Below are 22,053 nucleotides of genomic sequence, written 5' to 3'. Positions count from 1 at the left end.
ATAGGCTTAGTTACAAGCCCCGTCTTTGCGCCATACGTTGGAGTAAATGTCTGGTTGTGAAGCCATAGACCACCAGATTGCAGTGTAGCGATAGTTTTTGTAGCTGACTACATCGCCAACACGGTACTGTTTGTTGCTGTCCCAAGCCGCAACACCATTACAGCCTGTGCCAGTGTCGCCACCTTGTGCCGTCACTTGTAGTGCTTTTTGCGCTGAGCGACCACCGTTTAATGCAGTCAGTGTCACTGTATAGCTACCAGCTTGTGCATAGGTGTGTGAAGGTGATGCTTGCGTGCTGCTGTTACCGTCACCAAAATTCCAGCTGTAGCTGCTTGCACCAGTAGATTGGTTGTTGAAAGAAACAGTTAAGCCATTAACGCTGTAACTAAAGTTGGCGTTAAGGTCCGCAGGTTGGCCGTCACAGCCGTTAGCGGTTAAGTAATCGTATGCCGCTTTAGCTCGAACAATACCATAGCCATAAGAGGTATCACGACCTGCAGCACCTTTATCTTTTGCAGTTGCATTTAGCGCAGCGCGGATCTGGGAGTTACTACATTGCGGGAAGTGGCTCCAGACTAGGGCCGCCACACCTGAAACATGTGGTGTCGCCATTGAAGTGCCGCTGATACTGCGGTATCCACCATTATTCCATGTTGAATTAACGGATACACCTGGGCCAGCAATTTCTACTTGGCTATTGTATTGTGAGAACGACGCTTTGTTTTCACTGCTATCTACAGCAGCAACCGATACAACCGCATCATACGATGCAGGATAACTCATGCTACTATTACCACCATTACCAGCGGCTGCGATATGTAGCATGCCACGTGCATAACTTTGAGCAAAGGCATTGCGCTCTGCAGTTGAGCTACCACTGCCGCCCAAACTCATACTGGTGACGTTAGCGCCTGCGGTTTCGCACTGCTCAATGGCTTTAATTAGATCTGAACCATAGGCCCATTTACCTGCATCGTTGAACACTTTAACAATATGTAATCCGAGTTGGCCTGATGGATTGACACCAACAACGCCCTGACCATTGCCACCAATCGCTGCAATGGTTCCTGCTACGTGCGTACCGTGACCATTACCGTCATTGTACCAGTTGCCAGTATCGTTACTACCATAGCCATCATTCCCAGTGATGCCTGTGTTTGGTAGATCTGGATGATTTAGCGTATAGCCCGTGTCCATGATACAAACTTTGCGATTACCTGACATTGCATCACTCAGCTGATTCGCCTGCACCATAGTGATACCGTATGGCGTAGATTCGGCCATTAAGTAACGCTTTGGATCTTCCTCAATCAACTCAACTTGAGCGTCTTGCGATAAAGTTTGAATTTGCGCTGCGGTAAGCTCTAATACCAGCGCATTTACACTTGGTAAATCTTTTACTTGTTGCAAATCGTGCTGCGCACTAAAGCTTTGTAATGCGTTGATACGAGCAGTCATCACATCTTGCTGTAGTGACGCAGATTTACCACCAACTAAAGGCTGCTCTTTGAGCGTTACGATAACGCGCTTTGTTGGGCCTTCTGAGGTTACAGACTGATCTGCTGCCGTAACAGAGCCAGATACAGCGACCGCCAATATTGCAGCGGCCAGTTTTGAATAATGGAAGCTTGTTGAAACCTTGTTTTTCATCTTAGTTACCTATTTTACATGTTGTTAACTCCGGCGTAATTAAAATAGGTAATTACAGCGCTGTCAATTTGTGTTTTGGCAAATAATTGGTCTAGTTTGAGCATAAATTATGTACATATTTATGGTTCGATGGTTGCAATATCGCCCAAAAGCACAAATAGATTGCTAGACATCTAAAATATATCTAAATCGAAGCAAGAATAATTTTATTTTCAGGTGTATTGGTTTTGTGTGGATTATTAATGGCTAAGCAGGTTAAAGAGAGTGTAAGGCCGCAAGTGCACAATGCGACCTTCATACTGGTATTGTAAGGTAATAACCCAAAGATTTTAGTCGTTGGAGGTTCGTAAGCTGAGCTCTTGTACGATATTAGATAGCGTAAAGGATAGGGGGCTACTGGCACTTTCGGTAAACTTTAAAAAATCAACCGCTTTTAAACCATCTGTGGGAATGTGTTTAAGCAGCTCAAGATACTTTTCGTCGCGTGCGTCAAAGATGTTTAAGGTTTGATGCGTATTTGGTTCATGAAGTTCATGGACGAGATTGAAAATATTGATAAGTGATTTGGCACCAAGTAGCATATGACCGCCAAAGCTAACATCCAGTAATTGTGCTTGCGGGTCCCAATTGATCCCTCCCACGACTATTTTATCGCGGATCCCTAATTTAGTTAAGGCTCTAGCAGCACCCGCCGCCATAGCATCATTGGCAGACCAAATCATCACTAAATCAGGATAGCGTTGAGCTAAACCTAAAATTAAGTGATAGGCCTCAGGTTCAGACCAGTTGGCATATAGTTTTTCACGCAACTTCAGGTTGTATTGCTTATTGGCAACGCTAAGTAAACCACGCTCACGGTCAACGGAGGAAGGCGTGACTTCATCGCCAAGTAGCGCAAACAGGGTGCCGTTATGTATTTGTGAGCGACGTAGCATTTCCTCCATTAAAGCTTTACCAACTTTGAGATTATCAGCCACCACACTGCCTGCTATCTGGTAGCCCTTACTGCGCAGCCTCTCAAGCTCAATGGATGAAGGACGGTTAAGTAGAAAATACAATTGCGTTTTATTTGCTTTAGATTGCAAAAGTATTTTGGTTATGACGGATTTTTCGTCTACAACGATTAAATAATCTGGCTGCTCATTGAGTGCCTGCAGGACCAGTTGTTTCATTAAAATATGGTCACGATTAGCATAGCGAATATCTAAGTTGATAGACAGATCAAGCGCTGCACTGGTCATTACGGTCGATACGGATTGCCAGAATGGACCTGTAGGATTGGTGTCAGCGTATCCTGGGTTAATAAAGATCACTTGAGTTTTCATTTCACTGGCAGTAACACAATATGTGAAACACAATAACCATATAGCGAACAGTTTTTGCACCGGACTTCTCATCTCTGTAAAGGACCTTTACACAGTGTAGCATTTTCAGCATGAATAGATTTAGCTATAATCGCACAAAATGCAGGAGGGGTGATGCAGAAACTGGTTTTTTTATTAACATGTTGTGTAATGTTGTTGTGCAGTGTTGCAAGCTATGCAGAAGGACAGAGTAGTGATCTTAATGCCGTAATGAAAAAAATCGGCTTCGCTTATAAACAAATTATGCAAGCTCCAGATATTCCATCAGCGCAACAAGGTATTGACGAAATGCGTGGTTGGCTAAGTAAAAGTCGAGAATTTAATTTTAAGCCCAGTGTGGCCAACGAATCCTTACAGGGTTTAGAGAAAGTGGCGCGTGAGTTAGACGCGGTGGAAGCGGCGCTTGCTCAGCAAGACTTGGACAAAGCCAAACAAGTTGCGGCAAATATTGATGGGCTACGCAAAGAATACCACAAATTGCACGAACCCCCTGGCTTTTGGGAATTACTGTTTGGGCAGTTCAAGTAAGAAAATTTCAGAAAAAATAGGCTCATCATGAGCCTATTTTTTTGCTTTTCCTTGTACGGCTTTAAAGCGAGGATTGCTTTTACAGATCACGAATACACGGCCACGGCGTTTAACAACTTGGCAGCCTGGACGGTTTTTCGCAGATTTTAATGAGCTGAGTACTTTCATGACTTTCTCCAGATGAACAATTAAAGCTATGTTATACTATAACAATTAGTTCGTAAATGCTTGCCATGGTTTTTCTGCACTAGTTTGACTGGTTTCGCAGCGATCCGCTTAAACTCTGCGCAATCGAAATTACTTGCACGGTTTGAGACTGGCTATTCGCCAAAATATTGGTATAACTATGATTAAAATGGGCTGATAAAAAACAAAACTATGGCAAATTTTGATGAGAAATTAGACACGCAAGTGTTAGGTGAATTGCAGCGAGGGCTCCACCCAGATTTGATTGCAAAATTAGACGCGTTAAGTTGTACACACAGTGACTTGGTGCAGCTTTTAGTCGAATATCAAGTGATGAGTGAGCAAGAAGACGATGAAAAGTTCGATACTTGGTACGATGGGCTTTGTGCAGACAAATTAACTGTGCTCAAAGCCTTTGAAATATTTCGCACCCAGTTGGAGCGCCGAATTAACGAATAGTTAAATCGTATTTTTGTAAAATCGCGTCCACGTAATGGTAGCGTAGGGAATCATGTTTTTCATGTGCTGCGTGATGGCTTAAGCCGCGGTTAAGCAGTTTGATGCCTTTTAGTAGCAAGCTACGCTCCTCAACACTGAGCGAGACTTTAGCACGCTCTTCGGTCACTTCATCAACGATTGCACGGCCAAGATCGATATAAACCACTTCCTCCACTAAACCATTTTGGCTTATCACACCATACTTGCTACAAAGGTATTGTTGCCAAACTTGTTGTAAGTGGTCGTCCAATTCATCAGAAAATCTTGGGTCCTGACATTCGACTCCTTGTTGCACAACTTTGCTGAGCGTTGCCAAATAACTTTGCGCAAAAAGCTCAAAGGCGCTCGAGGCCTGCATTACTTTTTGTTTAAGCAAGGTTTGCCCCCAATTAGCAGCGCCACGGGGATAATAATCTTGCCACTCTTCACATTCATAAAAGCCCAAATAAGAGCTGCATTTGATGTGATTTTGCAAGCAATAACTCGGCTTAGGGAAAAGTTTAGCCTCCTGCCATTGCTCGAGTTGGCTGGCGTCAATACGTAAAGCTGCACAAAGTTCGGTAGTGGTATAAAAGTGTGTCGTCAGATAATGGGTTAGGCTCATTTGAAAATATACTGGATGAATGTACAGTATTTGAAGTTTGCATCTGAAGTGAAAAACGCGCAAGCTTTTTTTGCAACTTTTGTATTTCTCCCTCGGCAACCTAGCTGATTTGTGGTAAAAAGAGCACATCAGAAATTACGATAAATCATCAGCATGCAAAGTGTACAAACCATCAAAAAAGCCTCTCTGATCACGGCCATTAAAACACCCTACACTATGTCGGGCGACATTGACCTCAAAGCTTACGATAAGCTCGTAGAAGCGCAAATTGCTGCAGGTGTCGAAGGCATAGTGGTTGGCGGCACAACAGGTGAAGGCCAGTTAATGCATTGGGAAGAACACCTAATGTTGATTGCTCACAGTGCGAGCAAGTTTGGTGACAAGATACTGATTATCGGTAATACAGGTAGCAATAACACCCGTGAAGCAATAAAAGCAACCGAGTATGGTTTTGCTAGCGGTATGCATGCCGCATTGCAGATCAATCCGTATTACGGGCGTACTTCAACCGCGGGCGTACAGGCGCACTTTAATCGAGTGTTAGATATTGGTCCGGCATTTATCTACAATGTGCCAGGTCGCACAGGTCAAGATCTTGTGCCTGAGATTATTGAATCGCTTGCAAAGCACAAACACTTTATCGGTGTTAAAGAGTGTGCGGGTAATGAGCGTATTGCTTACTATGAGTCGCGCGGTATCGCTTGTTGGTCTGGTAACGACGATGAAGCTCATGATAGCCGCCACATCCATCAATCACATGGGGTTATCTCAGTGACCTCAAACCTAGTGCCGGGTTTGATGCGCCGTTTGATGGATAGACAAGATGCGGCCCTCAATGAATCACTCCAGCCTTTAATGAATTGGCTGTTCTGTGAGCCAAACCCTATCGCAATTAACTCAGCATTAATTATGACAGGTGCGGTAGCGCCAGTGTTTCGTTTACCCTATGTACCACTGAGCGAGCAACAGCAACAGCAAGGTCTAGCACTGATTAACAGCCTCGCGGAAAAGGAAGTGATAGGTGGTAAAGCGACGTTAATCGACAAAACCTTATTGAAATTAGTATAACAATATTTGTCGCACCCGCGATGATAGCCTATAATCTGCGGCCAATTTGCTATGGCCGCGGATGCTCGCTATGAATTTTAAATCTTTCAGTTTCTCTCAAGACCTATTAAACGCACTCGCGGAACTCGGGTTTGAGACCCTCACGCCAATTCAGACGGCGGCAATTCCTGCGATTCGTCGTAACAAAGACGTGCTTGCTACAGCGCAAACTGGCACCGGGAAAACCGCGGCATTTGCTTTGCCTGTTATTCAGCGCTTATTAGATACCCCAGCTAGTGTCCGTCCTCGCGCATTGGTAATTGCACCTACTCGTGAGTTGGTCGAGCAAATTGCAAACAATTTTAAAGCCTTCGCTAAATACACTGAGCTTCGCACCGTCGCGCTATACGGCGGGGTAAATCATGCGGGTCAAGACAGCGCGCTACAGGCTGGCGTTGATGTAGTGGTGGCCACACCCGGTCGCTTACTCGACCATATCCGCCGTGGTAACTTAAGCCTTGCTGAAGTGCGCTATTTAGTTCTAGATGAAGCCGACCGTATGTTGGACATGGGGTTCATTGAGGACATTCGTAGCGTTATTGGTATGGTGGCTGACGACAGACAACTGATGCTGTTCTCGGCAACTTTCCCACCGGCGATGAAAAACTTTGCGATGACGGTACTTAAGCAACCGGAAATTGTGCAAGTATCGCCAGAAAACACCACAGCTGAAACGGTTCGTCATGTGGTCTATCCGGTAGACGAAAGCCGCAAGCAAGAGCTTTTATCAGAACTCATCGGCAAGAAAAATTGGCAACAAGTGTTGGTGTTCGTCAACATGAAAGAAGTGGCTGATAAAGTGGTTGCTGAGCTAAAACTGGATGGCATCACCGCAACAGTTTGCCATGGTGACAAAAAGCAAAGCGCTCGGCGCCGTGCACTCAGTGAATTTCTTGAAGGTAAAGTTCGGGTGTTAGTTGCAACCGAAGTTGCGGCGCGTGGCATAGATATTGTAGGTTTACCGCGTGTGGTGAACTTCGACCTGCCATTTTTGGCAGAAGATTATGTGCACCGCATTGGCCGTACTGGACGTGCAGGACTAAGCGGACAAGCGATTTCATTCGTAAGCCGTGAAGAAGAACATACTTTAATCAATATTGAAACTTTGATTGGTCAACGTATCAAGCGTTATTACCTTCCTGGTTATGAAGTTGCAAGTCGTGAAAAATTGGTGGATTCACTGATGAAAAAGCCGGGTAAATGGAAAAAAGGCAGAACGAATCGACCTAACTCGAATAGCCAAGCGAGTGCTGAGGCACAAGTGAAAAACCGCTTGAAAATCGCGCAAGTGAGAAAATCAATAAAGGGGCAATAGCCCCTCTATACACCAACCACTTTAACTCGCAGTCGTGTTGGCGAGGTTTGGTTGTCATCCGCAATACTGACATTAATAAACGTTGCAAACCACTGACGCAACACCGTTAAACTTTAAATTTAGCGGTGGCATCGGTGAGTGAGTCGGACAGCTGATGCAGGTTTTTTGCTACATCACGCACTTGCGCAAGGGCGTGCATGGTATCTTCAAACGACTGATGCATATTAGACACGTTATCGACTACCATAGCTGCCACGGATGTTTGTTCTTCTGTGGCTGCAGCGATTTGCGAGTTCATACCGTTAATTGCCAAAATTTGCTCTGAGATCTCCTGAATAGAGCGTCCAGTCGCTTCAGCCGCTGCGGCATTACTGGAAGCCATATCTCGCGCACCATTCATGGCGGTTACTGCATTCCCAGCTGCAACCGTGAGCACGTTTAGTAATTCACGGATCTCATTGGTTGACTTAGCAGTACGCGATGCAAGCTCCCTTACCTCATCCGCAACCACAGCAAAGCCTCGGCCTTGTTCACCTGCGCGTGCGGCTTCAATTGCCGCGTTAAGTGCGAGTAAGTTGGTTTGCTCTGCAATTGAAGTGATGACATTCAGAATTTGCGTCACATTCTGTGTGTCTGAGGCGAGCTTGTTGATGGTACTGGCGGCTTTGTTGATTTCTTCACTCAGTGTTTGTGATTGTTTTACCGACACACCAATTTGATCTAAACCTTGGTCAACGCCGCGCTCAGCAAGTTGCGCCGCTTGCGATGCATTAGCGGCGGATTGCGAAATATCCCCAACGCTTTGCTTCATTTCTTCCATTGAATGGCGCACTACTTCTGCGTCGCTACTTTGTTGCTGGGTCGCACGCTCAGCAGACTCCATCCCATGCATTAAGCGCGTGGAGTTTTCCAACAAAGGTTCAACAACGTTTATCACATCTACTACTGAGCCACGTAACAAAGACACAAAGGCATTGAAATTACGTGACACTTGACCGATTTCATCATCTGAATTGACATCCAACTGAGAACTCAGAGAGCCTTGTCCGTCTGCGAGCAGTTTTAAGTTATTGGCAGCTTCACTGGCTGCTTTACCTATGCCACGAGCGATAACAATGGCAAGGGCAACAAGGATCAGCAAAGAAACAATAGCAACGACAAACATCATAGATAAGGCGCTATCGGAACTGGATTTGGTGTCATCAATTAATTCAAAGAAGCGTGAATCAGCGCGTTTTTCATCGGACTTTAAGGTTGCCAACACTTCATCATATAACGCACTTTTTTGTTTTGCTTGCTGTTGTATCACCGCCATATCTGCACTGCCATCAATCATGCTACTGGCAATATCCAAGGCTAACTTGGCGTATTGCTCCAGTTGGTTTTGTGTCTGTTGAGTCGGAAATGCACTACTCAGCTCAGGTAACTTGGCTAAATTATCAAGCAGAGCCTTTTTCGCCTGCACGGCTTTATCGAGTAAGTCACTGTCACCAAAGGTCACGGCTTGGGTATAAATTTCATCGAGATTTTGAAACGCAGTGAGGTTGTTGGAGGTGAGGATCAGCAATTTATAGGTTTGCGTTTCTAGTTCACCGAGGGATTTTTGGTTTGCCAGCAAAGAGTTGTAGTTAATCATGACCAAAACCACAAACGCTGTCACAGCGACTATGGTGATAGCATGGATTTTCTTGGTGATGCTGAGATGGCGAAAAGACCACGAAGATTGAGACATAGCTTACCTTTTCAAGAGGTTACTGGAACCATACTGTTTGTAAATCAGATTAGCCAGCGTCCGAGGGGTATGTCAACTCAATGTTAACCTAAGCCCAGCGCCAATCTATATTTTCTCTATAAAATGTAGACAGAATTTAGCTTTAATCAATAAAAACTTTCTTTTTCTGCAAGTTAACTATACTTAGCTGTGCAAACGCAGGACAACGATTGGGGGCCAATCAATGAAATTGAAACTTACTCTCTTAGCAGTCGCGCTCACATCCCAACTCTCTTATGCCGATGTGAACATCACCGGCTTTGCCAGCGTCAATGCTGGTAAAGTATTAAGCGGAAGTGGTGTGCCGCAATTTGGACTTGAACCGACTTTTCTCGCAGATTATCCAATAGTGTCTGCCTATACCAAAGATTGGTCGTTCGAACCTGAATCGCTGATAGGTCTACAAGTTAATGCCGATTTAGGTGAAGGCTTGAGCGTGATTGGGCAAGTTGTTGCCCGTGGTGCCAACGACTTTGATGCGGAATTTGAATGGGCATACGTGTCGTATGAAATTAACGAAAACTGGACTTTTCAAGCGGGTAAAAAGCGCTTACCGCTATTTTATTACTCGGATTTCTACGATGTGGGTTACGCCTATGTTTGGATGCGACCGCCAGCAGACAACTACACTTGGCAAATCTTTAACTACCAAGGCGTAAACCTGCTTTATAACGGCTCGATAGGGGACTGGGCATTATCCGGTAATATTTATACGGGTCGTGAGGATGACAGTGACAATAAACTGCTGTCTGAATTTTTCTTCCAAACCCCTACGCGTGAGATTTGGGAAGATATTATTGGCGGCGTGGTATCTCTAAGCCATGATTGGCTGGAGCTGCGCTTTACCCACATGCAATACACCAACAAACGGTTCAAAAATGGGGTGCCGGAACTGTGGGATGGCAAAGACAGCCGAGATGGTAAGTTTTATGGCATTGCTGCGAACGCAGATTTTGGCAACTTCTTTGTTCTAACTGAATTTAATCGCCTCGACTTAGGGGGTAATCTTGACACTTACATGGTGAGCGCAGGTTATCGGATTGGCAATGTGACCCCTTATGTGATGTTCTCGGATTTTAATCAAGATGACGGGGATGACCCTGAGAAACATAACACTCGGGCAGTAGGCGTACGCTGGGATTTCCACGCCTCTGCGGCATTTAAAGTGCAGTACGATAAAGTTGAAGATGATTCGTTTGACCTTGCTGTGGCAGGTGATAGTGAGTCAATTACCTTCGGCATCGACGTTGTATTTTAAGGGAGCCAAGTCATGTTAAAACATTCATTATCTATATTGGCATTATTGACGGCTTTGCTTAGCGCATCAGCACAAGCTGGAGTTGCGGTAATTGTTCACCCTAGTAACGACAGCGCTCTGGACGTCGCAGCTATCAATCGGATTTTTACCGGTAAGGAAAAGGCGTTCACTAATGGTAATAAGGTTATTCCGATTGGACAGGAAGCAACCAGTCCGGCTACCGATGAATTCAACGAAAAAGTACTGAACAAAACTGCGGCTCAGCTTAAGGCGTATTGGTCTAAGCTCGTATTTACAGGCAAAGGTACACCGCCAAAAGAGGTGTCGAATGACGCAGAAGTCATTAAGTTAGTTGCAGCAAATCCAGACACGATAGGCTATGTTTCGTCGAGCGCCGTGGATGGCTCGGTAAAAGTGATTCAAGAGTTCTAAACTTAGGGGGCGTTGCCCCCTAAATCATTTTGCTGAACTTGCTAAGGCTGGTAGTAAATTGGCGCGTTCGGGCCAACAGGTAAACCAAAGCCGAATACCCATACGTAAAATAGCAGTACCCAGCCGACAAAGAAGCACATGCTGTAAGGCAACATAGTCGCAACTAATGTACCTATGCCCATATCCTTTTTATATTTGGTCGCAACGGCCAAAATTAAACCAAAGTAGCTCATCATCGGAGTGATGAGGTTAGTGACAGAGTCACCGATACGGTAAGCCGCTTGAATGGTTTCTGGTGCATAACCAATCAACATTAGCATAGGGACAAAGATAGGAGCAGTTACAGCCCATTGCGCTGAAGAAGAGCCCAAACTCAGGTTTACAACCGCACACATTAAAATAAACAGTACAAACACCTCGGGCCCAGTCAAATTTAGGATCTGGAGCATTGCTGCGCCTTTAATCGCAAGAATGGTACCTAGATTAGTCCAAGAGAAAAACGCCACAAACTGTGCGGCAAAAAATACCAGTACAATATACATGCCCATTGAGCTCATGCTTTTACTCATGGCATTGATCACGTCCTTGTCGTTTTTCATGGTGCCGACCACTTTGCCGTAGACAAAACCTGGAATCGCAAAGGTCACAAAAATAAACACTACGATGCCCTTCAAAAATGGTGAGCCGGAAATTTCACCAGTCTGTGGATGACGCAAGATGCCGTCGGCCGGAATAATAGTTAGAGAAAGCAGTACGCACACCGCTAGGACTGCAACACCCGCCCAGCGTAAGCCTGATTTTTCGAGAGCACTTAGTGGCTCAATGGTATTAGCGGGCAAGTCTGGACTTGCATCGCGCTCGTCATATTTACCAAGGCGTGGCTCGACAATTTTTTCTGTTACCCAAGTACCGAGAATGGCAATCAGGAACACCGAGATTGACATAAAATACCAGTTAGCTTCTGGACCAACTTCATAGCTTGGGTCAATCATTCTTGCTGCCGGTGTGGTGATCCCAGCCAGGAGCGGATCTATAGTGCCAAGCAATAAGTTTGCGCTATACCCGCCAGAAACACCGGCAAAGGCTGCAGCAAGGCCGGCTAGTGGATGACGACCAAGACTATGGAAAATCATCGCAGCGAGTGGAATAAGCACGACATAGCCAAGTTCTGACGCGGTGTTAGATAGAATCGCCGCCAGCACTATCATAAACGTCACTAAACGTTTTGAAGCGCCCATAACCATACCGCGCATTGCCGCTGAGAGCAGGCCTGAGTGTTCTGCGATACTCACGCCAAGTAATGCAACTAAAACCGTGCCAAGAGGAGCAAAATTAGTAAAGTTTGTCACAAGACCAGTGACAATTTTTTGTAGACCTTCCGCTGTCATCAGACTGACTACTTCGATGACACCATCAGGGTCGCGACCTTTCGCGCCTTCTGGTCTTGGGTCTAATGCGCTTAGTCCCATCCAATCTGCAACACCGCTGACTAGCACCACGCCAACGGCGAATAGTGCGAAGAGTGTAATGGGGTGGGGTAATAAGTTGCCTAAGTACTCAACGGTAGCTAAGAAGCGGTTGAACAGGCCGCCTTTTGCTGGTTCGTTTGCGTTGGGTGAGTCAATCGCGTTTGACATGGCTTTCCTCGGTGACACAAAAAAGGTCCGCAGAATACCAAAGTTCTGCGCTAACCTAGTAAATCTTGAGATAGAATGTGCGTTTTTAGAGACGAGTGCCCAGATTTATAGCCACTTTCCTCGCATACGTGCGTAAATAAGCACAGTGTTATTGAGGTAAAGCACAGCTTATTTTGCAGCGAGCGTTGCAAGCTCGGCTACTTTGGCTAAGAAGGCGTCTTTTAGTTTGTCGTGCTCGTAGTCTAAGTGATAGGTATTATGAAAACCAAATCTCAGTAGCACACCATTACCCTTGAGATAAATGTTGTAGCCATCAAAGTCAGAGAAAGCGGTTAATCCCTGACAATATTTGCCTTCTTCGTGTTCCTCACCATGTTGCTGAATATATTCGTATACTTTTAATAAAGTTTTGCTATCAAGTTCATTTTTCATATTGGCATCCCTGAGAAAAGAGCAAAAACGATATACATCTTTGCGGAGCTAAGTTTAAGATCAGCTTAATGTAATTTAGTAGTGATGAGCAACATGGAGCTTCATTTTCTTGGCACTTCGTCAGGCAGCCCATCGCGCAGTCGTAATGTGGCGGCGACAGCGGTGAGTTTCGAACGCAGTAAAGCTTGGCTTTTGGTGGACTGTGGAGAGGGAACTCAGCATCAGATAATGAAAAGCCAGCTTAGTCCTTATCATTTAGCTGCGATTTGCATTACCCATTTGCATGGTGACCATTGTTACGGGCTGCCTGGATTGTTGGCGGCGATGATGGTCTCTGGGCGTAAAGAGCCAGTTGACTTTATCGCGCCTAAAGCGGTCATCGCCTTCGTTCATAGCACCTTATCACTGACAGAGCTGGTGTTACCTTTTGATTTGCGCACTCATGCATTAGAAGAACTACAGTTGAGTTTGAGGCTGGAATTTTGTCAGCTTGATGTCATCGCTTTACGTCATCGCGTACCAAGCGTGGCATTTAAAATCACCGAAACATTGATCCCAAGAAAACTGCACCTCGAATTGTTAAAGGCACATGGCATAACAAGTGGGCCACATTACAACCAATTGCAACGTGGTTTCGATGTCGACTATCAAGACGCACGTTTGCGTAGCGCCGAATACAGCTACTTTAGCTGGCAACCACGCTGTGTGATTATTTGCGGCGACAATGAAAAGCCAGAATTATTGGCAAATCATTTAGCTGGTGTTGATGTGTTGGTACATGAAGCGACCTTTACCCATGCGGATCTGCATAAGGTGGGTTATCATACAGGACACAGTGATGCCAAACGTATCGCTGAATTTGCACACAAATACCAATTGCCGCATTTAGTGCTGTTTCACTTTTCCGTGCGCTATCATGCCGAAGGCATGCTTGAGCCGCTCAAGCGAGAGGCCCAACGCAGTTTCCAAGGGCAATTGACGTTGGCAGAGGATGGCCTAATTTTGCCTATCGCCAAGCAGCTGACAAAGTGATTGATGGTCACTTATTACTTGCTCAGTGTAATTTAACGCCGTTTCAACCAATACATCAATATGCTGCGGCAGCGTATCTACCGCAGCGCGTTGGAATAACAATGAACGGCGATCGCCTCGCATGTGTGCCAGCGCCAGCGCTTCACCGCACGCTTGGGCATATTGGCTAAAGCCGTCTTTGCTGGCGGCGCGTTTGCCAAATGTGATGTGCTCGGGGTCGATACCAACACGCGCATGGTGACGTGAGCGGATCAAATAATGCTCACCTTGCCACAGCGCGTCATCTAAGATGAGATCTGGGCGGCGCTGCATGCGTCTTTGACAATGTACCGTGAGATGTGCCGCATTTAACCTATTACTTGGGTGAACGTCGGCAAAATAAGCAAGTGGCGCCGCAACGCGCTGCTGTTTTATTTCAACTAAATAGCACAGTGGCAGGTCGTTTAGCGTCATGTCTTGAGGGCCAACCAGCAAATAATAGCGCCGCATATTATTAGAACCTGTGCCGGCATCAATGCGTTCAACACAGTCTAAAATCTCATCTTGCAAATACGGGGCAAAATGATGGCAAAGTGCTTGCCGTTCATTTTCAGGTAAACGTACAAAACGGGTTTCGTCTTCTTTAAAACGCAGTGGCAACTGGCTGCAATCGACTTCTTTAGCTAATGTACTTTTAGTTAAGAATGCCACGCCGCTACTTAGTCGTTGCAGACCTTTTTGCCAGCGTTTGTAGAGGATGTGCTTTTCACTAAATGCCAACAAGGCCGATTGGCTGGTGATGTGGCCTGTAAGCGAGTTTTGATTATAGGCAATGTACGCGGTTAAAAAGGCTTTCATTGCCGCTTTTACTTGCTCAGCACTCACTATCGCCTTATCGCGCTCTGGCGATTGGTCATTTATTGCCAGTTGTTTAAGGCGCACACCTTCTTGTTGCGCCAATGGCAGGCTCACCAAAAACCGCAGTAAGTCCCACACTGCATGGCCCATACAGGCATCATCAAAATCATTGGGCGCAAATATCAAGGTTTCACCATGAGCGCCTTCTTCACTGAAAAAGCCAAAATTGCTGATATGGCAATCGCCCATCACTGTGGTCAATGGTAGCGTTAACAGTGCCTCAGGCAGAGTGATAACACCTTCAGCGAGGTCGGCATAATAAACCCCCGCGCTACCGCGGAAAAAGTAAAAGGGGCTAATCGCCATTTTGCTGTGCTTATTGCTTGCTTCACTTGGACAGCTAGCATCTACCGTTTGCAATTGTTGTTGTAACCATGCCACTCGGGTCATATTGGTTTCTCCCTGTTAATCCCTAATTGCTGTTTGGCGCGCTCGACCAACGTTGTATCGACTGGTGGGGGCGTAATATCTACGCCTTGGCTGAGTTCAGTAACTAACGTTTCGAGTACTTTCACGCGGGCATACCATTTATGCTCGGCTAATATAATGTGCCAAGGTGCTGCTTGCGTATCAGTTTGGGCAAACATGTCGTCATAAGCTGTAATGTAATCTTCCCGTTTTGCTCGATTGCGTAAATCTTCTTCGGTGAGTTTCCAGCGTTTAAATGGATTGTCCAAACGTTCACTAAAGCGTTTTAGTTGCTCATCCGCACTAATATGCAAGAATAATTTGATCACTTTTACGTCGTCATCACACAATAGTCGTTCAAACTCATTAATTTCCTGATACGCTCTTTGCCATTGTGGGTTGCTTGCAAAGCCTTCAATGCGTTCCACTAGCACGCGGCCGTAATAAGAGCGGTCAAAAATGGCCAATGAACCTGCGGCCGGTAGCTTGTTAAAAAAGCGATACAAGTAATGCTTACTTTGTTCTTCAATTCCAGGGGCGCTAATGGGGTAAACTTGATAACCACGGGGGTCGAGCTTCTCGGTAATACGCCGAATGGCCCCGCCTTTGCCAGCAGCGTCCCAGCCTTCAAAAACAATCACGGCCCGACGTTTTTGATGATAATAAGCTTGCTGTACGTGCAGCAACTCGTTTTGCCAGTATTTTAAGGCTTGGCGATAGCTCTTGGTATCATCAAGTGCGGGGTGTGTTTTGGTAAAACTGGCGATGGTTAAACCTCGCTCCAGTTTGACAATTTCGCTCACGGTAGTCACAAGTTCTCCTCAATTCCTTGCTGCTTGAAGCATAGTTACAAGGAACTTACATAAAGGCAACCGCGTAACTCCACAGTAGATCAAAGTTAAGTCAAATTTGTGACAAGCAGAAAAGAAAAAAGCGACTAAACAGTCGCTTTGGGGCTCACCCTAAGGTGATAGCTAAACAAGAGTATCGAAACAATTAGCGAGCGTTAGTGCTCTCAAAAATTTTATCCGCAGAGGCAGCTACGAAGCCGGTGTACAGCTCGCCATTGGCCATAGGGTAGCGAAGAGCGAATTCATAAAAGCAACTTGGGATTGCGAATTCGCCATCGCTAAATTTTACGCTAAAGTCGTCAGCTAAAGTTGATGACTGCTCAAGTAGTACCTCAGGTGAGCCTTTGATTTCGCCACCTGAGGTGTTAAGAGGGAAGCCAGCATCTTTAAGCGCCTGATTCACCGCTTCAATGCTGGTGAAGTTAGCCAAATGGTTGATGCTGACAGTAAAGTGATTGGCGCGATAGCCCCACGCAGCCATCCAAGCAGCATACTCGCTTTCTTGTAGTAACGTTTTGTAAGTTTCATGGCTTACTTGCCAGTGCGTACCGGAATACAAAAAGTTATCTGCTGTGACCGCATCAGCATCAATTTCTGCAATCATGCTGTTAACTGTGTCTTGCAACGCAGGTGAGCATTTCTCCAACAGTAATTCAGAAATGAATACTTTAGGTTTGGTTGGGTCTTGATGCTCAAAATGTTTTGCATACAGTTTTTTTGCTTCAAAGTGGTATTCGCCGCATTCACGATAGCCAACGGCCAAAAAGTGCGCTGCTAGTTTTTCTAATCCGACTTTTGGGTGGTTGAAAGTACGTAGTGCAATGTGGTCATTGATCACGTCGTCTTGCTGTGTTGAACCTAACAGTTCATGCACCTTCACTGCTGAAGGTGTAACTGCCAGATAGTTGTCCCAAAGGTTTTTAAATAGTACGTCTACGTTGTTGTGCATAATGTTTATCCTAATACTCGGCGGCTTTTCCGCACTGTTACTCGCGTTTATCTATAAGCACGACGCGAGAAGGGTTATAACTCAAAAAACCGCACTGAGTCGCTTGCGCTAAGTTGCAGTGCATCTGCAACTTCACTACGTACTTGCAGGCAGTGCCGCGCTTCATCATAACGTGCCCAATTGGTATAAGTGGCACGAAAATCCACAAGCTTGCGATTACTAATTGCTAAGGTGGTGTTGCCTTCAATGCCATCGACAATTTCAATTGGGCACTGTACAGACTCACGCACACTGCGAATGTTATGCAGTTTAGCTTCGACTGTTGGGCCTGCATCAAATAAGTCGACGTAACCACGATGCTCAAAACCTTCTTTTTCCAACAAGCGCAGCGCTGGAATGGTTTTTTCGTGTACTTGACCTATTACCGCTTGCGCCTCTTCACTGAGCAAGTTGACATAAATCGGGTGCTTAGGCATTAGCTCAGCAATGAAGACCTTGTTGCCAAGACCCACTAAGTGATCTGCAACTGGAAAATCGATACTGAAAAAGTGCGCTTGTAACCATTCCCAAAATGGCGAATGGCCTTGCTCATCATTTACGCCACGCATTTCTGCGATAACGCGCTCAGAAAAACGGTCACTGTGATCGGCCATAAACAAAAAGCGCGAACGTGACAAAAAGCGACCCGCTAAGCCTTTACGGTGATCGGGACGTAAAAATAAGGTGCAGATCTCCGTGGCGCCGGTGTAGTCGTTACACATAGTCAATACTTCAACTGTGTTGTAAACGTTTAGCGTTGGTGAATGATGCACTGATTTGCTTTTGTAGTAATGATACAAAGGCACGTCCATTCCTACCGCAGCTTCAATTGCTGTGGTGCCAAGAATGGTTTTGTTTTCGTGATCTTCTAATACAAATAAGTAGCCTTCATCGTGAGGGCGAACCACGGACTTTTCGAAACTTTGCATCGAGCGCGTAATTTTGTTGCTGAGTTTATTGTCATCAACCGGTAAAGAAGTAAAGCCCGGTCCAGACTCCTCAGCAATCATACGTAACGAGGCGAAATCTTGTTGTGTTATCGGTCTTAATACTTTCATCATCAACTCCAAACGGAGCGCTTGGCTCCACTTGATGAGAATAGGGTATTAACCATTAACCACATCGGCAACGGCTTTCTCAAACAGGGCAAGGCCCGCTTTAATGTCTTCGTCTGGGATCACCAGGGACGGGGTAAAGCGCACGACATTGGTGCCCGCAACTAATACCATGAGTTTGTGCTTTGCTGCAGCCAACAGGAAATCACGCGCACGGCCTTCAAATGCTTGGCTCATCACGGCGCCGAGTAAGAGGCCTTCACCGCGAATTTCGCTAAAAGCGTGGTACTTGTCATTGATAGCTTGCAAACCACTACGGAAGAGTTCCGATTTGGCTTTAACGCCATCAAGCACAGCTGGAGTATTAACGGTATCAAAAGCCGCTTCTGCTACTGCACAAGCGAGTGGGTTACCACCGTAAGTTGAACCGTGGGTGCCTACTTTTAGGTAGCTGGCAATTTCAGTTGTCGTCAACATCGCACCGATTGGGAAACCACCCCCTAAAGCTTTGGCAGTAGAGAGGATATCCGGCGTAACACCTAAACTTTGGTAAGCATATAAGTGACCAGTACGACCAACACCCGTTTGTACTTCATCAAAAATCAACAGTGCATTGTGTTTATCACACAGTTCGCGAACGGTTTGAGCAAATTCCTGCGTTGCCGGTAAAATACCGCCTTCGCCTTGAATCGGCTCCATCATTACAGCGCACGTATTGTCGTTGATCAGCGCTTTAAACGCTTCGATATCGTTAAAATCACAATGCACCACGTCTTGTGGTTTTGGTCCAAAACCATCTGAGTAAGCTGCTTGACCGCCAACAGTTACGGTGAAGAAAGTACGACCGTGGAAGCTTTTCGTAAAAGAGATGATTTGTGTTTTGCTACTAGAGAATTTCTCGATAGCGTAGCGACGCGCCAATTTTAATGCCGCTTCGTTTGCTTCGGCGCCAGAGTTGGCAAAATACACTTTGTCGGCAAAGGTGCTGTCGGTCAGTTTTTTCGCAAGACGTAAAGCCGGTTCGTTAGTCATCACGTTAGACAAGTGCCACAGTTTCTCACCTTGCGTTTTTAACGCATTAACCAGTGCTGGGTGACAATGACCTAAGCAGTTAACTGCGATACCGCCGGCGAAGTCGATATACTCTTCACCGTTTTGATCCCAAATGCGCGACCCTTGACCTTTAACTGGGATCACCTCAGATGGATTATAGTTAGGGACCATAACGCTATTGAACAATTCGCGGTTTACTTGCATGACGACTTCCTCATAATTTTGAACGGGCTGAGTATGTTAATTTTGTTAGCTCAGCGAATTAACTTCATTATCAAGCCGTTTTAGATAAAATTGCAGTGTTAAATTGTAAAATATGCTATAATAAAATGCCAAATTGATAGGTTTTGGTGTCAAAATGATAAGTGAACAAGACGAAAGGTTATTAGGACTGCTGCGCGCTGATGCAAGAATGAGCATTACTGATCTTGCCAAACAGCTTAATGTATCGCGGGCAACGGTGCAAAATCGTATCACGCGGCTACAACAAACTGGGGTTATTAAAGGCTATCGGGTAGAATTTGGTGGACACTACGCCAATGCCTTGGTCTCAGCCCATGTATCGATAAAAGTACGACAAAAACTCACCACAAAAACCAACTTGGCGCTTAAGCAAATGCGCAATATTTCGGCACTTTATGCCATTAGCGGTGAATATGACTTGATTGCAGTAGTGTCAGCACAAAATTTAGAACAGCTTAGTCATTTGCTAGATGAAATAGGCAACTTAGATGGCGTTGAGCGAACGACCTCATCCGTTATCTTAGAGACTAAATTCGAACGCTAGCTTTGCGGTAACCACACACTCGTGCCCGTACTGGCGATATGGTTGACGTTGCCATTAAGCACTTTGTGCCCCACCTTACTGGGTGATTGAGGACGACTAACCAAATAGCCTTGCACACAACTGATACCGATGTTTTTAACCAGCTCAAACTGGTCAATACGCTCAACCCCTTCGGCGACAATTTTAAGCCCAAGTTGCTTTCCTAGCTCACTGATAGAGTTTAGGATTTTATGATATTTGGGGTTGTCTCTGGCCTGCGCAATAAATTGTTTATCAATTTTAATCACATCGATGGGCAGATCTGCTAAGGTGCTCAACGAACTAAATCCGGTCCCAAAATCGTCAATAGCAATAGTGACACCAATCTGCCGACAGCGCTCCAATTCTTCGATGATTTGCTTGCTTGCCGTGATTAGAGTTGATTCGGTAATTTCCAGCATCAAAGCGCTCGCTGGTAAAGACGTAGTGTGTAGTGCAGCCTGCACCCAAGTAAAAATTTCGCGATGCTTAAGTTGTACGCCAGAGACATTGACCGAGACTTTGACTTTTTTCATCCCAGCTTTATGCCAAGCTGCCATTTGTCGACATGATTCTTCTATGATCCAATCGCCAAGGCTTAAAATTAGATTGGTTTCTTCGGCAATAGGGATAAATTCACTGGGGGGAATTGCCCCTTCGATTGGGTGCTGCCAGCGGATCAAGGCTTCAAAATAATCTATCGCACAATCTTCAACATGTACAATCGGCTGAAAGCTAAGATAAAAACTCTGCGCTGCAATCGCTAACCGTAATTCTTCCAACAGATAATGATAGCGCCTCAACTTGCTACCCATTTCCGGTGAGTAAACGCGGAAAATACCACGGCCATCGGCTTTGGCACGGTACATCGCAACATCGGCCATTTGCAGCAGAGCTTGTGGGTTGGCTGCCGAGTCTGGGTAAACCGCGATACCAATACTGGCGCTGATTTTGACCAGTTTGTTGCCAAGCACAAAATCTTTTTCGATGTCGTTGAGAATATTCTGCGCAACTTGAATACAAAAATCGCTGTCGTCGGCATTGGCAATAAACAATGAAAACTCATCACCGCCAAGACGTGCTAAGTTGCATTCTAACTGCTGTGGGAAGTTTTGGCTGGCCGCTGAGCTTAAATCATAAACCGACACTAAATGGAGTAACCTTGCTGCGACTTGAATTAAGACTTCATCACCGAAACTATGGCCAAAGGAGTCGTTGACTTGCTTAAAACCATCCAGATCGATAAACAGCAGGGCACAACTGCTGTGGTTGGCCTCAGCAATACGCAATTGCTGTTCAAGGTGTTTGATATAAGCATGCCTGTCGATAAGTTGAGTCAGTTTGTCTTGATACACCGACAGCGCCTGACAATGTTGTAACTGTTCAGCGTGCTCTTTAAGTAGCACTACATTGTCTTCGAGTGCAGCAAAAGCGGTGGTTTTTACTGCGATTGGGCTGCGTCCGCCAAGCTTAAAAACAATTTGCTGCACCTGTTGTAGCAGCGCTGCAACGAGGGGCTGCTCTTGCCAATTTTGCTGCATATGAGTGCGCCACAACCAAGCCAGCATAAAATTAACTGCAATAATTAACCAAAACGATGTGTACTCAAATACTTGTAAGATCAAACTCGTTAGCGTAATGGCATTGATCTGTAAGGCGTTGCTAGACACTTCTAAATATAGATGCTGATCTGCACTAAAAACCGTATTACCACCAAAGAGTGTGGTTAGCCATGCGTAGGTTTCAATGGGTTGATTTAGTTCAATGGCAACTAACACATCATGATTAATCGGCAAACCAGCGCGGCTGATTACTAGCATCAGCAATAACCAAAAGGCCGCACTGCTGCCTAATATCAGCAATAAAATAGCAGTGAAATAGAGGCGGCGATTGGGCATCTGATCCGTTCCGTTAAAACAGCAGGTGTGACAGTTTATTAAGCTGTGTACAGTCCTTTGCAATGACCAAAACTGAAGGACATATTAAAGCAACCCTTGCCAAACTAAGTTTATTTACTTAACAGAGGATAGCATGTATACCAGTTCCAGACGGCTTCAGGTCGTTTGGATGACGTAGACAGACTTCAAGATGACATCACACGAAAGTTTTACCTTTTTACACCCTTTATGTGTTGAATTCAATGACTCAATACTAATCTAACTCACAAACAGAGCAGGGCACA

21 protein-coding genes are annotated in these 22,053 nt (G+C 45.4%); 8 read left to right on the top strand and 13 right to left on the bottom strand.

What is annotated here, in order from left to right; genetic code table 11:
- Positions 1-6 precede the first annotated feature (6 nt).
- Positions 7-1,650, bottom strand: a complete 1,644-nt coding sequence (locus ACFOEE_RS15075; protein WP_377125996.1) for a S8 family serine peptidase — start codon at positions 1,648-1,650, stop codon at positions 7-9.
- Between the two features lie 329 nt (positions 1,651-1,979).
- Positions 1,980-2,975, bottom strand: coding sequence for a substrate-binding domain-containing protein (locus ACFOEE_RS15070; protein WP_377125993.1), 996 nt, complete (start codon positions 2,973-2,975; stop codon positions 1,980-1,982).
- A gap of 153 nt (positions 2,976-3,128) precedes the next feature.
- Here ACFOEE_RS15070 and ACFOEE_RS15065 point away from each other — a divergent pair, with 153 nt between their 5' ends.
- Positions 3,129-3,542, top strand: a complete 414-nt coding sequence (locus tag ACFOEE_RS15065; protein WP_377125990.1) for a cytochrome b562 — start codon at positions 3,129-3,131, stop codon at positions 3,540-3,542.
- 33 nt (positions 3,543-3,575) lie between these two features.
- Here ACFOEE_RS15065 and ykgO read toward each other — a convergent pair whose 3' ends face one another.
- Positions 3,576-3,710 (bottom strand): type B 50S ribosomal protein L36, encoded by a 135-nt coding sequence (gene ykgO, locus ACFOEE_RS15060; protein WP_377125987.1) that lies wholly within the window; start codon positions 3,708-3,710, stop codon positions 3,576-3,578.
- 210 nt (positions 3,711-3,920) lie between these two features.
- Here ykgO and ACFOEE_RS15055 point away from each other — a divergent pair, with 210 nt between their 5' ends.
- Positions 3,921-4,187, top strand: coding sequence for a hypothetical protein (locus ACFOEE_RS15055; RefSeq protein ID WP_377125984.1), 267 nt, complete (start codon positions 3,921-3,923; stop codon positions 4,185-4,187).
- Here ACFOEE_RS15055 and ACFOEE_RS15050 read toward each other — a convergent pair.
- Complete coding sequence (locus ACFOEE_RS15050; protein ID WP_377125981.1) at positions 4,177-4,830, bottom strand: DUF6058 family natural product biosynthesis protein; 654 nt, start codon at positions 4,828-4,830, stop codon at positions 4,177-4,179. The two genes, ACFOEE_RS15055 and ACFOEE_RS15050, sit on opposite strands and share 11 nt — an antisense overlap.
- A 153-nt stretch (positions 4,831-4,983) precedes the next feature.
- Between ACFOEE_RS15050 and dapA the strand changes: the two genes are divergently transcribed.
- Together dapA and ACFOEE_RS15040 are read left to right on the top strand one after the other, a co-directional pair.
- On the top strand, positions 4,984-5,898 hold the full coding sequence (gene dapA, locus ACFOEE_RS15045; RefSeq protein WP_377125978.1) for a 4-hydroxy-tetrahydrodipicolinate synthase: 915 nt from the start codon (positions 4,984-4,986) through the stop codon (positions 5,896-5,898).
- A 70-nt stretch (positions 5,899-5,968) separates the two neighbouring features.
- Complete coding sequence (locus ACFOEE_RS15040) at positions 5,969-7,252, top strand: DEAD/DEAH box helicase (RefSeq protein ID WP_377125975.1); 1,284 nt, start codon at positions 5,969-5,971, stop codon at positions 7,250-7,252.
- 106 nt (positions 7,253-7,358) lie between these two features.
- On the opposite strand, the gene ACFOEE_RS15035 is transcribed toward ACFOEE_RS15040, so the two are convergent.
- Positions 7,359-8,984: a methyl-accepting chemotaxis protein gene (locus ACFOEE_RS15035; RefSeq protein ID WP_377125973.1), complete on the bottom strand. Its 1,626-nt coding sequence runs from the start codon at positions 8,982-8,984 to the stop codon at positions 7,359-7,361.
- 223 nt (positions 8,985-9,207) lie between these two features.
- Between ACFOEE_RS15035 and ACFOEE_RS15030 the strand changes: the two genes are divergently transcribed.
- Positions 9,208-10,281, top strand: coding sequence for a porin (locus ACFOEE_RS15030; RefSeq protein WP_377125971.1), 1,074 nt, complete (start codon positions 9,208-9,210; stop codon positions 10,279-10,281).
- Positions 10,282-10,293: 12 nt separating this feature from the next.
- A complete protein-coding gene (locus tag ACFOEE_RS15025; protein WP_377125969.1) occupies positions 10,294-10,713 on the top strand; it encodes a phosphate ABC transporter substrate-binding protein in 420 nt (139 codons plus the stop codon).
- Positions 10,714-10,754: 41 nt separating this feature from the next.
- Here the strand turns inward: ACFOEE_RS15025 and ACFOEE_RS15020 are convergent, their stop codons facing one another.
- On the bottom strand, positions 10,755-12,350 hold the full coding sequence (locus ACFOEE_RS15020; protein WP_377125967.1) for an AbgT family transporter: 1,596 nt from the start codon (positions 12,348-12,350) through the stop codon (positions 10,755-10,757).
- Between the two features lie 168 nt (positions 12,351-12,518).
- Positions 12,519-12,782 (bottom strand): DUF3081 family protein, encoded by a 264-nt coding sequence (locus ACFOEE_RS15015; RefSeq protein WP_377125964.1) that lies wholly within the window; start codon positions 12,780-12,782, stop codon positions 12,519-12,521.
- A gap of 93 nt (positions 12,783-12,875) precedes the next feature.
- Here ACFOEE_RS15015 and ACFOEE_RS15010 point away from each other — a divergent pair, with 93 nt between their 5' ends.
- Entirely contained in the window at positions 12,876-13,814 is a 939-nt protein-coding gene (locus tag ACFOEE_RS15010) for a ribonuclease Z (protein ID WP_377125961.1), read from the top strand.
- On the opposite strand, the gene ACFOEE_RS15005 is transcribed toward ACFOEE_RS15010, so the two are convergent.
- The 5 genes from ACFOEE_RS15005 to ACFOEE_RS14985 form a co-directional block, all read right to left on the bottom strand.
- Positions 13,779-15,101 carry a DUF2252 family protein gene (locus ACFOEE_RS15005; RefSeq protein ID WP_377125958.1) on the bottom strand — a complete coding sequence of 441 codons (1,323 nt, stop codon included), beginning with the start codon at positions 15,099-15,101 and terminating at the stop codon, positions 13,779-13,781. The two genes, ACFOEE_RS15010 and ACFOEE_RS15005, sit on opposite strands and share 36 nt — an antisense overlap.
- Positions 15,098-15,922 (bottom strand): polyphosphate kinase 2 family protein, encoded by an 825-nt coding sequence (locus ACFOEE_RS15000; protein ID WP_377126067.1) that lies wholly within the window; start codon positions 15,920-15,922, stop codon positions 15,098-15,100. The genes ACFOEE_RS15005 and ACFOEE_RS15000 overlap by 4 nt, the downstream gene beginning before the upstream one ends.
- 193 nt (positions 15,923-16,115) lie before the next feature.
- Positions 16,116-16,919, bottom strand: a complete 804-nt coding sequence (locus ACFOEE_RS14995) for a DUF1338 domain-containing protein (protein WP_377125955.1) — start codon at positions 16,917-16,919, stop codon at positions 16,116-16,118.
- Between the two features lie 74 nt (positions 16,920-16,993).
- Positions 16,994-18,016, bottom strand: a complete 1,023-nt coding sequence (gene astA, locus ACFOEE_RS14990; RefSeq protein WP_377126064.1) for an arginine N-succinyltransferase — start codon at positions 18,014-18,016, stop codon at positions 16,994-16,996.
- Between the two features lie 48 nt (positions 18,017-18,064).
- On the bottom strand, positions 18,065-19,270 hold the full coding sequence (locus tag ACFOEE_RS14985) for an aspartate aminotransferase family protein (protein WP_377125951.1): 1,206 nt from the start codon (positions 19,268-19,270) through the stop codon (positions 18,065-18,067).
- Positions 19,271-19,424: 154 nt separating this feature from the next.
- On the opposite strand from ACFOEE_RS14985, the gene ACFOEE_RS14980 reads away from it, so the two are divergent.
- A complete protein-coding gene (locus ACFOEE_RS14980) occupies positions 19,425-19,853 on the top strand; it encodes an Lrp/AsnC family transcriptional regulator (RefSeq protein WP_377125948.1) in 429 nt (142 codons plus the stop codon).
- Here ACFOEE_RS14980 and ACFOEE_RS14975 read toward each other — a convergent pair.
- Entirely contained in the window at positions 19,850-21,769 is a 1,920-nt protein-coding gene (locus ACFOEE_RS14975) for a putative bifunctional diguanylate cyclase/phosphodiesterase (RefSeq protein WP_377125945.1), read from the bottom strand. The two genes, ACFOEE_RS14980 and ACFOEE_RS14975, sit on opposite strands and share 4 nt — an antisense overlap.
- Between the last annotated feature and the right edge of the window lie 284 nt (positions 21,770-22,053).

Source organism: Pseudoalteromonas fenneropenaei, assembly GCF_042643375.1.
Taxonomy (GTDB): Bacteria; Pseudomonadota; Gammaproteobacteria; order Enterobacterales; family Alteromonadaceae; genus Pseudoalteromonas; species Pseudoalteromonas fenneropenaei.
The sequence above is the reverse complement of the archived record's forward strand: the minus strand, read 5'-3'. Positions and strand labels throughout refer to the sequence as shown.